Origin of the sequence: Clostridium intestinale DSM 6191 (genome assembly GCF_900130055.1) — a bacterium.
In the GTDB taxonomy this organism is placed as follows: domain Bacteria; phylum Bacillota; class Clostridia; order Clostridiales; family Clostridiaceae; genus Clostridium_T; species Clostridium_T intestinale.
Genome location: NZ_FQXU01000014.1, coordinates 56,994 through 70,838, shown reverse-complemented (window position 1 = coordinate 70,838; position 13,845 = coordinate 56,994). Strand labels below are relative to the sequence as shown.

General features: G+C 29.7%; 11 protein-coding genes. 1 reads left to right on the top strand and 10 read right to left on the bottom strand.

Annotated elements, in window-relative coordinates:
• Nucleotides 1-30 precede the first annotated feature (30 nt).
• The 4 genes from BUA92_RS18825 to BUA92_RS18810 all read right to left on the bottom strand — a co-directional run bounded on the left by BUA92_RS18825 (nt 31) and on the right by BUA92_RS18810 (nt 4,927).
• Complete coding sequence (locus BUA92_RS18825; protein WP_073022217.1) at nt 31-1,410, bottom strand: FAD-binding oxidoreductase; 1,380 nt, start codon at nt 1,408-1,410, stop codon at nt 31-33.
• A gap of 211 nt (nt 1,411-1,621) precedes the next feature.
• Nucleotides 1,622-2,551 (bottom strand): NAD-dependent epimerase/dehydratase family protein, encoded by a 930-nt coding sequence (locus BUA92_RS18820; RefSeq protein WP_073022216.1) that lies wholly within the window; start codon nt 2,549-2,551, stop codon nt 1,622-1,624.
• A gap of 24 nt (nt 2,552-2,575) precedes the next feature.
• Complete coding sequence (locus tag BUA92_RS23880; RefSeq protein ID WP_207650362.1) at nt 2,576-2,686, bottom strand: DUF2500 family protein; 111 nt, start codon at nt 2,684-2,686, stop codon at nt 2,576-2,578.
• Between the two features lie 135 nt (nt 2,687-2,821).
• Nucleotides 2,822-4,927 (bottom strand): helix-turn-helix domain-containing protein, encoded by a 2,106-nt coding sequence (locus BUA92_RS18810; RefSeq protein ID WP_073022215.1) that lies wholly within the window; start codon nt 4,925-4,927, stop codon nt 2,822-2,824.
• 348 nt (nt 4,928-5,275) lie between these two features.
• On the opposite strand from BUA92_RS18810, the gene BUA92_RS18805 reads away from it, so the two are divergent.
• Nucleotides 5,276-5,791, top strand: coding sequence for a nitroreductase family protein (locus tag BUA92_RS18805; RefSeq protein ID WP_073022214.1), 516 nt, complete (start codon nt 5,276-5,278; stop codon nt 5,789-5,791).
• Nucleotides 5,792-5,843: 52 nt separating this feature from the next.
• Here the strand turns inward: BUA92_RS18805 and BUA92_RS18800 are convergent, their stop codons facing one another.
• The 6 genes from BUA92_RS18800 to BUA92_RS18775 form a co-directional block, all read right to left on the bottom strand.
• Nucleotides 5,844-7,109 carry a DUF2812 domain-containing protein gene (locus BUA92_RS18800; protein WP_073022213.1) on the bottom strand — a complete coding sequence of 422 codons (1,266 nt, stop codon included), beginning with the start codon at nt 7,107-7,109 and terminating at the stop codon, nt 5,844-5,846.
• Between the two features lie 2 nt (nt 7,110-7,111).
• Nucleotides 7,112-8,404 (bottom strand): DUF2812 domain-containing protein, encoded by a 1,293-nt coding sequence (locus tag BUA92_RS18795; RefSeq protein ID WP_073022212.1) that lies wholly within the window; start codon nt 8,402-8,404, stop codon nt 7,112-7,114.
• Nucleotides 8,405-8,407: 3 nt separating this feature from the next.
• A complete protein-coding gene (locus BUA92_RS18790) occupies nt 8,408-9,721 on the bottom strand; it encodes a DUF2812 domain-containing protein (protein WP_073022211.1) in 1,314 nt (437 codons plus the stop codon).
• 3 nt (nt 9,722-9,724) lie between these two features.
• Nucleotides 9,725-11,035 (bottom strand): DUF2812 domain-containing protein, encoded by a 1,311-nt coding sequence (locus tag BUA92_RS18785; protein ID WP_073022210.1) that lies wholly within the window; start codon nt 11,033-11,035, stop codon nt 9,725-9,727.
• Nucleotides 11,032-11,349, bottom strand: a complete 318-nt coding sequence (locus BUA92_RS18780) for a PadR family transcriptional regulator (RefSeq protein ID WP_073022209.1) — start codon at nt 11,347-11,349, stop codon at nt 11,032-11,034. Before BUA92_RS18780 ends, BUA92_RS18785 begins: the two co-directional genes overlap by 4 nt.
• A gap of 147 nt (nt 11,350-11,496) precedes the next feature.
• On the bottom strand, nt 11,497-13,845 hold a 2,349-nt coding region (locus BUA92_RS18775; protein ID WP_175550934.1), incomplete at its 5' end, for a tandem-95 repeat protein.

Here is a 13,845-nt window from a genome sequence, read left to right as displayed (position 1 = left end):
CTCTTAAAGTTGATGCTAAATTACGTATCTCTATATACAATTTGATAACTGTTCTTTTTCTATTTGGATTCCCTGTTTAAAAGTAAATATATTATAAGGATCATATTTTGCCTTTACTTCCTTAAGCTTGTACTTATTCTCTCCATAATACTCTGTTTCATAATCCTCAAGTTCCCCCAAAGGAAAGTTTATGTATGAACCTTGAGTTATAGTTTTTATGAATTCAAACCTATCTATGATCCAACTCTTATTTTCCTCAGAATACTTATCTTCTTCCCAGACGGATTGAATTCCCATTATAAACTTTGCATCTCTGTAATAAAATGCTGTGCTTTGTTTATCTTTATCTTCTACAGCTCCACCTAACCCATAAAAGGAAATAGCCGCATAAGTTGAACCTTCTGCTACATTCTCAACAGTTTCTATAATTTTTTCAATCTCTTCCCTGCTATAATCTTTATATACAAATCTTCCTGTAGACTTGTATTTTTCAAAATCAGGATGACTATCCTGTATTACTCTATTTGCTTCTAATAAAGGCATATGTTCTAACTTAAAAATAGCTTTATCTGAAATATTTTTAAAATCCTTTAATGCTATGTTTGTCTCTTCTAGACTTCCATGCATCAAACCTGTAATTTTTACTCCTCTTCCTTTTTCTTTAGAGTTATATATGGCTGTTTTTATATTGATATTTCTTCCCCAAGTTTTAAATGAGTTTTGCAAAACCTCAATAATCTTTATATTTTCTTCTTTTGTTATATGTAAATACTCTATATTTATTAGGGTGGTCATCTTTCTTTTTTCTGAAAGTGCAAAGGTCATACTGACAACTATTCCAAAGTTTCCACCACCACTACCTCTGCAAGCCCAAAATAAATCTTCATTTATAGATTCATTTGCAATTATTAAATCGCCCTTATAATCAACCATCTCTAGTTCAATTAAACTATCCGAAGCTAATCCAAAAAGTCTGCTAGAATATCCCCAGCCTCCACCTAAAACTAAACCAGTAACTCCAACTGTAGGACATCCTCCCCCTGGAAAAGGATACTCTTTTTCTCCTAATGCTTCATATATCTCTCTATTTCTAACACCACCAGCTATTTTTACAATCTTATTTTCTTCATCTATATTTATCTGTTGCATTTGACTAACGTCTATAACTACTACACCATCCCCAGTTGAATATCCCTCATAATGATGTGCTCCTGACCTTATTCTTATATCTAAGGACTTTTCTCTAGCCCATCTTACTGCATTTATAACATCTTCCGTCTCGTAACAATAAACAATAACTAGTGGATGCCTTTCTATTGCCCTATTCCAAGCTTGTCTATCCTCATCATAAGAAGTACTCTTATTCGTTACAACTTTTCCTGTTAATCCTTTATAATTTATATCAATCATTTTTTCACCTTCTGTATTTTTTATATGCACACAATCAATGTTTTTCATATATACATAAGCAATATATTTATTGTATGTATATATATTATCACATTGTACTCAATTTAAGTGCATAAAATTTATTCCTCGACTTACTTTAGATACCAATTAAATTTTTTAAAAATAAAAAAGTTCTCCATCTCTTAAAGAAGTAGAACTTTTTCAATAAAATTTATTCCAATAAATTATCAACATTTATCATCTTTTTATCTTCCAATTTAATATCATTCTCTTTGTACCATTTGAAAGTTTTCTCAAGCCCTTCTTTTAATCCTATCTTAGGTACATGAAGGCTACTACTTTTTAGCTTGTCTATACTTAGAGTATATGTAGTATTCCTAAATGGAAAATAGGTTCTAACCTCATGTATAGATTTTGAACTGTGTACCTCTTTAATTATAGGTTGTTCTCCTATTACTTCTCCACAGATATTTATATATTCTTTCCATGTTACTATCTCATCATTTGTTACATTGTAGATTTCATTACTTTCATTAGAATACATTGCACTTTCAAATATTCTAACCAAATCATCTATATGAAGAAACTGAGTTCTTACTTCATCTCCAGAAGGTACCTGTATAAACTTTTTATTTAATATCCTATCAAAGAAATAGGACTCCCTATATAGATTATTACCTTCTCCATAAATATAAGTAGGTCTTAAAATACAATAATTTATTCCGCTATTTATTATATAGTCCTCAGCAGCTTTTTTATCTAATCCATATTGTCCCCAAAACGGATTTTCTCCTTTGGTAAAATACTCATTTACTATATCATTAGATGGCTTGTATACAGCACCGCTTGAGCAGAAAATATACTTTTTCAATTTTTCTTTATTTATGGCTTCTAAAGCTATCTTTGTATCCTCTTCTGTATATGCTGATATATCAAAAACATAGTCATATACTTCATCATTTAACTGACTTTTCATATTATTAATATCTTTTCTATCGCATATAATATGTTTTTTATAACCATCATAACCTAAACTCTTTATCCCTCTTGTAAGTATATCAACACTATATCCTTTAGCTATAAGATACTTTGCCAAAGCTTTACTTACAAACTCGCTTCCCCCTAAAACTAATAGTTTCATAAAATCCTCCTTCTGCTTCTACGTCTAAAATTCCCTAACAACCCCTTTAAATCTAGTCCCTTGAAAAGTTAATGTTCCTTTATCTCCCTCAACCATCATTCCGTAATCATAGCCTGGAACTACAAACTCAACTATTGAATATTATCTTGCCTTAATACCATCTTGTTATTGAGGCTTTTATTATTTATATTATTTGAGATGATTGAGGTATCTGAAAGTTAATAGAATCATTTTATAATCAAAATAATTATATATTAACCAATTATTGCTTTATTCTAATGTAGCAGCTATGTTCTCTTTAGCATCATTCTCTTTAGTAAATATTAAGTCCCTTGCCTTCCTAGTTATTCTGTAGTATCTCTTTTTGTTACTTCTACTATCATCAATTTCAATTAAAGCTTTCTCAATCAACTTATCAGCTCTTTTATTAACAAATTGCCAAGAACAGTCAATTTCCACAGCTATATCAGTACTAGACATTGATCTTGGATGAGCTCTTTTTAAGCAATCCAGCAAGTTATATTCATTCACATCTGATAAAACAGTAGTAGTTTTCTCTACCTCCATTATTCGTTCAATTAACTCCTTATTTGAAACTACTATATTAACTTTTGAGAAAATTTGTTCACCTAGGCACGTAGGACAATTCATATTTGAAAACTTTTTAAATTGCTCTAATAGTTCAAATGCAAATTCATGCCCTTTTTCACATTGTAATATCTGTGTCTCATTAAAATGATTTCTAACTAAATTATTAAAATTAAACCTAGTATCATTATAATATTTTCTGAACTCTGAATCCTTAGGTCTCCCATAATTTATATTGTTCTTTCTACATAAACCGTAGTCAATTGAAAACAATGTCGAAGGTATATTGTTCTTGTCATTTATCTTATTATAAGTTGATATATAACCATTTAGTTCAAGATTATCAAGTAACTGACTAAGCTCATTACTTACAACAAAATGACTAGCAGGCTGACCCTCAACCTTAAACAATTTTGCAGAAGACTTTGCTATACTAAGTTTATTAGCAACTTGTTGCTTAACAATTTTATTTATTAAATCCTTCTGATTTTCAATAGAAACTCTATCAGTAAATGGTCTTAATATGTATGGATTAGATTCAAAATACTTTTTAATAACTTCATCATAATATCTCACTGCAGCATTTCCTAATGATGCTTTTGTAATCTTATTTCCATGAATTAAATTTGATTCGTAACAATATGATAAAATATATCCCATCTTTCTTGGTATATTCATTGATAAATCAAAAAGTAACTCGTATAATTCATTATCTTTAATATCGAAATAATTGCTTAATCCTTCATCTCCTAAGAATACTTTCACTCTATTATTAATTAATCTTTTAGTATAATCTAATGCCAGCTCTTCCATTTTTGATATATTCTTGAAAGTATAAAAAGCCTCAAAGAAATCAAGTGATATTTCATCAAATTTTTGACTGTCTAACTTACCATAATAAAATCGTTTAGGATATGTAGCTATCTTGAACTTAATAAAATTATCTGCCAAATTATTTAATGGTGCAATAAACCAATCCATAAACAACTTTTGTGCTTCCTCATCTATTTCTGAATAATCATCTAAATAGATGTATAGGTATTTTAAGCTCAAAATAGATCTTATTCTTAATAGATTTTCTATTAAGCATTTTTTTATATCTAGATAAGTAATAAATGTATTATTAAACTCTTGTTTTATTGATTTTTTTGTAGCTCCTTCACCACCTAAAGTAATTTTAGGTGTTTTAGATAACTCTACATCCCCTTTGCATTTTTCTTCACTGTTATCTTCTATTGTATTACCTATATTAGTTAATAATGAGACATCTATTTTTTTAAATACTTCATCAATTGATTCTTGTATATTTTCAAGTTCTTCTTCAATTTCTAAATATTTTTCTTCATCTAACCCAAGAACAGTTCTTATAAAACTTTTATCCAATTTAGTCTTTAGTTTATCTTTTGTTTCTATGATAATTTCATTTATAAAACTCTTATAGATAAAATATTTTATCAACTCTTCTGGGGGTACTATAGTTTGTGAAGTAGTTGAAATTGTTGGTGTCGAATTCTCATACAGTGTTTTTACATCTATATATAAAGTTATTATCTTTTTATCACTACCAATATCTTTCATCGACTTTTGAAAAATAGTAGATTTTCCTGTTCCCTTACGGCCAACCAAAATCGTTGTTCTAGGTAAATTAACCTTATTAATAACTCCATTCTGAGGTAATAAATCTGTATAAATTTCATTAATAATGCTACTCGACTTCTCATCCTCAAGAACTTCATTTCTTACAAGTTTTAGTGATTCTGCAAACTTCAAATATCTATTTATATCCATAATTGCAATCTCCTCTCATATATTACTATATCCCCGTATTTAGTAGTCCCTGCTTGTCATATTTCCTCTTTCCCAAAACTGTATTTATTAACTAAATTATACACCTTATTACTGTAGCATGTCACGCAGTGACTGCATCAAATTCCTTTTACCCATATTGATATAGAAGTCTTGCAGATACTTCACTAAGCTCCTTTATTTTAATTATAGATACCTCTAGGAATAAATTTGTCTCTATCTATCAAAACTAGTTCTAACAGAGTAAAAATACAAATACTCATATTTGAATGCAATATAGCCTATATGATAACATAAAATAAATAATCTATTTAAAAAGGAGATTTACCCATGAGTATAATTTATAACAGAAAAAGCATTAGAAAATATACTAATGACCAGGTAAGTGACGACCAAGTTAAAGATTTATTAAAAGCTGCTATGGCTGCTCCTTCTGCTGGCAATTCTCAACCTTGGGATTTCATAGTTGTTAGAAATAAAGATACTTTTGAAGAAATAATGAAAATCAGTAAATATTCTACTCCATTAAAAACAGCTTCTGTTGCAATAATAGTATGTGGTAATAAGGATAAAGAAAAGTTCCCTGGATATTGGGTTCAAGATTGTTCTGCTGCTACAGAAAACATACTTTTAAGAGCTGAGGAAATTGGTCTTGGTGGAGTTTGGCTTGGAATTTATCCAGAAGAAGGCAGAGTTAATGGATTAAAGAAAATTTTTAATCTTCCAGAAACTATTACTCCTTTGGCTGTTATTTCTATCGGGTATCCTGATGAAAATAGAGCCACAACTGACAGGTTTAATGAGGACAATATCCACTTTGAAACTTGGGGAAATAAGAATAACTAAATTAATTAAAAGCTCTTGCAACTTAAATTAATCTTGCAAGAGCTTTTAATGTTTATTCTAATATTAGCTTTTCATAAATCTTATCAAGAAATTCATCTTCATCAATGTTGTCCATTTCTTTTCTTATATCTATTACTCTATCTTCTGACCCCACCAGATAAGATTTTTTCTCATCATCGCTATAAACTCGAATGTCCTCAGGAAGTTTAGTTTTCTTTAACTTTAAATCGCTTCCATACTTCGCTTCCCTTTTTATAACCTTTAATTCCTGAAACTTAATAGCCGTAAAATACTTGCTTTTAAAGGATGTATAACTAAAACTATTTTCATCCCCATGATAACTATAATCTAGCTTTTCAGCTATTATACTTTTATCATACACATTAAATGGATCTTTCTCTTGTTTATATCCAAAATCCTCAATGCTCATTTTAACCTGTTTTACCCCAGTTAATTTTTCAATCATTGAAACCGACCCTAAAGAAATTGTTGCTCCTATAATATAAACAACTGCTACTGAATATCCTAAAATCAATATTCCATTAGAATACTTATAATATTTTTTGGAGTTAAAAAGATATATAATACCTCCCATAAATATCGCAAATACTGCTAGTGATATAAAAAATATAGATAGGGCTTTTGTATTGTGTATATTTTCATTAATAACAGCTAAAAAGCTAAAGAAAATTAAACCAAAAACACCTAGGTTAGAAAATATATTTTTCCTTTTTAGCTGTTTATAATTATTGTAGGGCATAAATTCGTTTTGGGTTAAACTTCTTTTTGCTTTTACTCTCCATAAGAAAAAATTAATTACTTTAATAGTACTGTTAATTCCACCAACGGTCATTGTTAAAACGGTTATTATAGATAAATTAGAAGTCAAAAAATCATCCATCACAAATAAACACATATAAACCCAAAAAGCATATATTAATATTGATATTACTCGTAGAACAATATTTGATAAGGACATTTTAGAAACCACCCTAAACTTTTCATTTTGGTCTGTATGAATATCTATTGTCTTATCATTATCCTCGGCATAAAATATAAAATTGCTCTCTAGTTTATCTAAATACCTCCACCCAGCGGCTCTGCAATACTCTATATAATCTCCAAGTCTATCTTCCCTCACATTAGGTATATCTACATAAAATCTTAAGTTTTGAGGCTCTATTCTTTTAAATCTAAAAAATGGTCTGTTTATTGTATCTAATAACCATCCTTGTTTTGCCATCATCTCGAGGTATTCTTCTACAGCTAAACACTCATAAGGCTCAAAGTTAAAATACCTTGTCTTTATCTCCTTCATCCCTAATTCTCCTTTAATAACTTCTCATATACTATATCTAAAAACTCACCCTCATCATCTGTTTTCATCCTATTGTACAATTCTAAAACCCTATTATCTGAAGAAATTATATATCTTGTCCTACCTTCATTCCCATAAACTTTAACCTCTTTAGGAAGGCTAGTATCCATAAGCTCTAGGTCAAATTTCTTTAACTTATTCTTTAGCCAAACTTCATGTGATTTAATAGCTAATCTATAATTGCTATGAAAAACTGTATAATCTAATAAATCTCCATAATTATACTTTAAGTTCTCAGCTACTATACTTGAGTTAGTGTAGGATATTAATCTATCATCATACTCTTCATATCCAAAATCACTTATTCTAAGCTTAAAATCTTCAGTTATATTTTTCTGCTCATCAAGTCTACTTATAACCAAAACCACTAGCCCCACAAAAAATGCTAAAGTAATAACCACTGTAAGAGCTCCTGCCCCAATTCTAAGTACAACATTAGTACTCTTAGAAAATCTCTCATTATCCTTAATATATTGAACCCCTCTTAGAAGAATAATTACAACTATAAAAGCTATCGCCGTAACAACATTTACAGTTTTATCTCCATTCTTTTCAAATATCATAAATAACGGAACCCCTAAGCCAATCAAAATAGCATATAATTTTATAAAAAAATTTTTGGTTTTTAATTGTTTGTAGGTATTATATTCTATATATCTACCATCCTCTAATACCCTTTTGGTTTTTATAGCCCATTTAGAGAGACTTGCCAAGCTTATAAAGTTATAAATAATAAAAGCAATAGTCAAAATTACTGCAAGTACGCCAATATTTGAAGTGAGCATACCATCAAAATTAAAAAATGCTTGTATACAAATATTCAAAATAGCTAAAATTGCAATAAATAATGTATTTGATAATCCCGACAAAGATGATTTAACTATAGCCTTAAACTTTTCATTATTATCAGTCTTTATATCAATAGTTTTATCATAATCCTCAGTATAAAAAACTTGAATTTTGTCCTGTTGACATACATATTCCCAACCAGCAGCTTCACAATACTCTCTATAGTCTAAAGCTTTTTCACTATTTCTTGGATCAAGAGTCGAAATCCCTTCAAATATATCAACTGAAAATTTTAATCTCCTAGGTTCTATTCTCTTAAATTTAAAGAAGGGTTTTCTTAGTGATTCTATCATCCATCCCTTTTCCGCCATTATCTCTAGATATTCCTCTACTGCTGAACACTCATAAGGAGAATATATAAATAAAGTTGTTTTTTTATTTCTCATACCCTAATTCTCCTTTAACAGTTTCTCATATACTCTATCTATAAATGTATCTTTGTTCATATCTTTAAAATCAACATCTATTTGCAATACTTTATCCTTTGACACAAATATATATGCCTCTTCATTTCTATAGGTATATACATTAATATCTTTTGGAAGATTAGAGTCCACCAACTCTAGGTCATCCATAATTTTACCAATTCGCTTTACCAAACTTTTTTCTTGAAGCTTAATTAAAAAACTGTACTTACTTTTAAACAAGGTATAATCTAATCCATCATCCTCATTACTAGAAGTAAGATACATTAATTTTTCAGCAACCATACTTTTACTGTAATCAACATACAAACTATAGTTATCTTCCTCATATCCCAAATCATTAATGGTAAGTTCAATTTTATCCTCTGGAACTTTATTTCTATCACCATAATCTAATGTATCAAATGTAAGCATCACTCCAGTAATGGCTAAAAATATAAATATATATGCAAAGCTTCCGCCTATAGCTAAGGTAATATTAGTTTGTCTAGAATATCTCTTCTTTCTAATATATCTAGTAACAAATACAGTACCTATAACTACACCGAAGATTAGTATTAAAGATACTACAGCAGCACTTCTAGGCACATTATCATCATTAAGGATAAATACTGCAAATAGTACACAATAAATTACTGTAATTGAAGATATGAAAATATTTTTTAATCTTAATTGCTTATAATTATTATATTTTATAGATTTATTCTCTCTTATTCTTTTTCTTGATTTTAAGGCCCATATAATAAAGCTAATTGGTTTAGTAGAGTATATTAATATTAAGCTAAACATTAAAAGTAATGAAAACAAAGAAAAATTAGATGTTGCTTCATAACTGATGTCTGAACTGAACTGCATTTTTATATTAAGTCCCCATACAAACACAAGAAAAAGATATAAAATCATATAGCCTAATGAAGCTTTAACCACTGATTTAAACTTCTCACTCTCATCCGTATGAATGTCTATAGTCGAATTATAATCCTCAGTATAAAAAACTTGAATCTTATTATCTTGGCATACATATTTCCATCCAGCAACTTCGCAGTACTCTCTGTAATCTAATGCATCATAACTGTCATCGGGATCATATTTTGAGATTTTATTTAATATATCAACTGAAAACTTTAGCTTCTTAGGTTCTATTTTTTCAAAGCTTAAAAATGGTCTGTTTATAGATTTAATTAACCATCCTGATTCAGCCATAGCTTCAAAATATTCTTCTAATGCAGAGCATTCATATGCTTCATAATCAAAATAAACCTTCTTTTTATTTCTCATCCCCTAGTTCTCCTTTAACAGTTTCTCATATACTACATCTAAAAACTCGTCTTTATCAATACTAGAAAGATTGGTATGCATATCAATCACCTTACTTGGGGTTACAAATATATATGCTTCATTTTTCTCATCAGAATAAACCTTAACATTACTTGGTAGGCTCGTATTTCTTATTTTTAAATCCTCTTCAAATCCACTAACCCACTCTACTATCCTATTTTCTTGTAACTCAACAATCCAAGGATACTTACTACTTAGAACTGTATAGCCCAAGCTATTGTTTTCATCACTATTTGAGTAACGTACTCGTTCTGCAAGTAAACTCCTCTGATAATCCCCATAAAAATCACTCTCATTTTCCTTATATCCAAAATCACTAATTGTAAGGTTACTCTTGGTTTTTGCTCTTTCATTTATATTGTCTTCACTTAATAAAGATGTTGAAATTGTTATTCCTACTAGTATTAGTCCTATAAATACTGCTGCAAAACCTCCACCTATTGCTAAAGTAATATTAGTTTGTCTAGAGTATTTTTTCTTTCTAATATATCTCGCCACAAATACGGATATTATAACTACTGATATCATTAAAACTAAGAAAGTAATATTCCCATTCTTATATTTAGTTTCATCAAGAATTGATAAATATAAAAAAAGCCCTAACCAAATTACCATATAAGAGTTTAATAAAATATTCTTCCTTCTCAATTGTTTATAGTTATTATAAGGTATAGATTTATGTTCTTTTACTTGTTTCCTTGCCTTAAAGAACCAAATTATGAAACTTATTATTTTACTGCTATATATAAATATAAAAATACATATACCCACCGATGCAAAGAAGCTAAAATTAGATGTTAGTGCATAGCTTATATCGCCTATGAATAACATTTTTACATTTAATACCCAAAGCAACACAAGAAAAAGATATGAAAACACATTCCCCATTGATGCCTTAACCACCGACTTAAACTTCTCTCCCTCATCTGTCTGGATATCTATCGTCGAGTTATAATCTTCAGTATAGAACACTTGAATTTTTTTATCTTGGCATACATATTTCCATCCAGCAGCTTCGCAGTATTCTCTGTAATCTAATGCATCATCACTGTCATCTGGATCATAAGACGAAATCTTATTTAATATATCAACTGAAAACTTTAGTTTTTTAGGTTCTATTTTTTCAAATTTTAGAAATGGTCTGCTTATAGATTTAATTAACCATCCTGATTCAGCCATAGCTTCAAAGTATTCTTCTAATGCAGAACATTCATATGCTTCATAAAGAAAAACAACAGTTTTTTTATTTCTCATAGTTCTCCCTCCATATTTGATAACCCATCATTCACCATAGTAACTAATCTTTTATATTCCTCTACAAGTATCTCCTTGCCTTTATCCGTAATTATATAACTTCTTTTTCTACCTTGAACTTCTGTCTCCATTATTATATTTTCCTTTTCAAACTTTCCAAGGAGAGCGTATAAAGTCCCTGGTCCAACCTTAACACGACCATTAGATATTTCTAATACAGCTTCCATGATGTCTACCCCACATCTTTCTTTAAGCAAAGCCATCAATATATAGTACATTGGTTCAGTCAGAGTCTGAAGCTGTTCTCTTGCCATTTGTTATCACCTCTTTAATATCGAGTATCGATAATATTATTATATTATCGATACTCGATATTTGCAACATTTTTTGATTTTTTTACCATTATTTTTTATATAAAAATAGTACTCTAGAAATTTAATCTAGAGTACTATTTGAAATTGTTATTCTTTCTTTTTAGGCTTCAAAGTTAATCCTGCTCCTGAAGCTAACATAATTAAACCTATTACCCCTAATGAATTTAGATCAATTACTGATCCAGTTTTAGGTAATGTTTTTTCTATTGATACATTTTTTACATCAGTTTCAATTGGCTTAGGATTTGAAGGTTTTAATTTTAAGGCCATTTCTATATCTTTCTTAACTATTTCTTTTTCTACTGATATAGTTTCACTAATATAAGTTTCATATCCATCTTTCTCCACAACTATATAATAATCAGTATCAGGGAATACCATATATGCATACTTTCCATTTAAATCCCCATGTTGAGGATTTTCATTATTAGCTGGATCAAACCCTTCTATAATAGGGAGATTAACTAATGTATTTGGTACCTTTCCTGATGCTCTATTCCTTTCTGTATCTGCATAATAAAGTCTAACATATGCTCCAGTTATAATTTTATGGGTAACTGAATCTGTAATTGTTCCATATGGGTCTATAAGTGCAGAACTTAAATTTATCTGTCCGTCTGTCCCAACTTTAACATTCATTGTTCCAACTACTATCTTTGTACCATCTGGTAAAGCATAACTTATAGCTAAAGTATAGTCTTTTCCCTTTTCCAGACCTTCAGCATTAAAGACACCTTTATCACTTAGATTAACATTGATTCCTTTTATAGTTTCTAACGCTTTGTTTCCTTTTAATATATCTGACAAATCACTCTTATTCACTACATCTAGTGTAAATTTAGAATAGTCATTAAGGAAAGCAGTATCTCCTTCAGTATCCTTCATTAAAACTATACCCGCAGCTGTGTTTACAGAAGCGTAAGCTTCATTTCCTGCTCCTGTTACCTCTCCAGCATATCCATTTTGCTTATACGTTACTTGAACAGTTTCATTTCCGACTTTTACCGGCTTAGTTATTGTGATATTATACTGCATATTTCCCTTAGGAATAGCAATACTATACTTTCCATCTGTTCCTGTAATTATCTTAGTATAAAAATCTGTTATTCCATCCCCATCAAAATCCTTACTTGCTTCAACTACAGCTCCTGATATTGGAAGTCCACTCTCATTATCTACAACAACGCCATCTATTATTCCAGGCTCAAATGTAATATATATTCTATCAGATGCATGTAGATTTTTAGATGAGTCATCAACAGTAGCAGTTACAGGTATTCTTCTGCTTTCTGTTCCATCAATCTTTGCTGACTTTATTATAACTCTAGCTATACCATTGTCATCTGTCATAGCTTCATTACCGTTAGGGAAACTTCCTATTTCTGCTGAAAAAACAACTTTAGTATTTACTACGGGCTTATTGTTACTATCTACTATTTTTGCAATTAACATTGATGTGGACTTTCCATCTCCAATTATAGTAACTGGATTTGCTTCAAGCTTCAATGAATAAGTAACTTGTTTATCAAGCTGAAAACTTCTGTTCATTGTATATTCAGTTTCACTTGATGGTTTTACTTCTATATCTTCCGTCTGAATATTATATTGTGAATTTCCTATTTTAAATTCATAAAGTCCCATTTTTACATTATTTATAATATAGTGCCCTTTTGAATCTGTTATAGTAGAGTAAATCAAATTTCCCTTTAAATCATATATCTCAATTTTAGTATTGGGTAAAACTTTATTGCTATTTTTATCTGTAACTGTTCCCTCAAGTGTTAGCTTGTCTTTTATAGTCACAGTAACTTTTGAAATACTAGTTCCACCATGTCCATCACTAACTTGTACTTCAAAGCTATCTGTTCCAACAAAATTTGTTTTTGGAGTATATATCCACTCACCTTTAGTATTTAAATATATATATCCATTTTGAGGATTGGTTTTTAAAGAATAAGTAAGTTTATCATTATCTACATCACTTCCAACCACAGTTCCACTTACAGACGTATTATATGGAGTTACTCTATTATAATCAGGAGACGTTGGAGCATCATTTACCGCATTTACAGTTACATTTACTGTTGCTGTAGCTGTTCCTCCGTTTCCGTCACTTATTGTGTAGGTAAAGCTATCATCACCATTATAATTTGTGTCAGGAGTATATTTTACTGTTCCATCTGGATTTATAACTACTGTTCCATGAGAACCTTGAGTTACAGCTGTTACTTCTAATGAATCTTCATCTATATCACTATCATTGTCTAAAACACTTATATTAACTGCTTTATCTTCATCTGTTGTTATTGTATCATTTACCGCAACTGGTGCATCATTTACTGGAGTTATAGTTATATCTACTCTTCCGTTTAATGCTGCATAAGCAGTTCCATCGCTTCCGTTCCACTCGAAACTTGTACTTCCGTTCCAATTTAA

Coding starts and splice junctions, on each gene's coding strand:
- BUA92_RS18800 (WP_073022213.1), bottom strand. CDS start 7,109: ATGAAGGAGATAAAGACAAGGTATTTTAACTTTGAGCCTTATGAGTGT.
- BUA92_RS18785 (WP_073022210.1), bottom strand. CDS start 11,035: ATGAGAAATAAAAAAACTGTTGTTTTTCTTTATGAAGCATATGAATGT.
- BUA92_RS18825 (WP_073022217.1), bottom strand. CDS start 1,410: ATGATTGATATAAATTATAAAGGATTAACAGGAAAAGTTGTAACGAAT.
- BUA92_RS18810 (WP_073022215.1), bottom strand. CDS start 4,927: ATGGATATAAATAGATATTTGAAGTTTGCAGAATCACTAAAACTTGTA.
- BUA92_RS18805 (WP_073022214.1), top strand. CDS start 5,276: ATGAGTATAATTTATAACAGAAAAAGCATTAGAAAATATACTAATGAC.
- BUA92_RS18820 (WP_073022216.1), bottom strand. CDS start 2,551: ATGAAACTATTAGTTTTAGGGGGAAGCGAGTTTGTAAGTAAAGCTTTG.
- BUA92_RS18790 (WP_073022211.1), bottom strand. CDS start 9,721: ATGAGAAATAAAAAGAAGGTTTATTTTGATTATGAAGCATATGAATGC.
- BUA92_RS18780 (WP_073022209.1), bottom strand. CDS start 11,349: ATGGCAAGAGAACAGCTTCAGACTCTGACTGAACCAATGTACTATATA.
- BUA92_RS18795 (WP_073022212.1), bottom strand. CDS start 8,404: ATGAGAAATAAAAAAACAACTTTATTTATATATTCTCCTTATGAGTGT.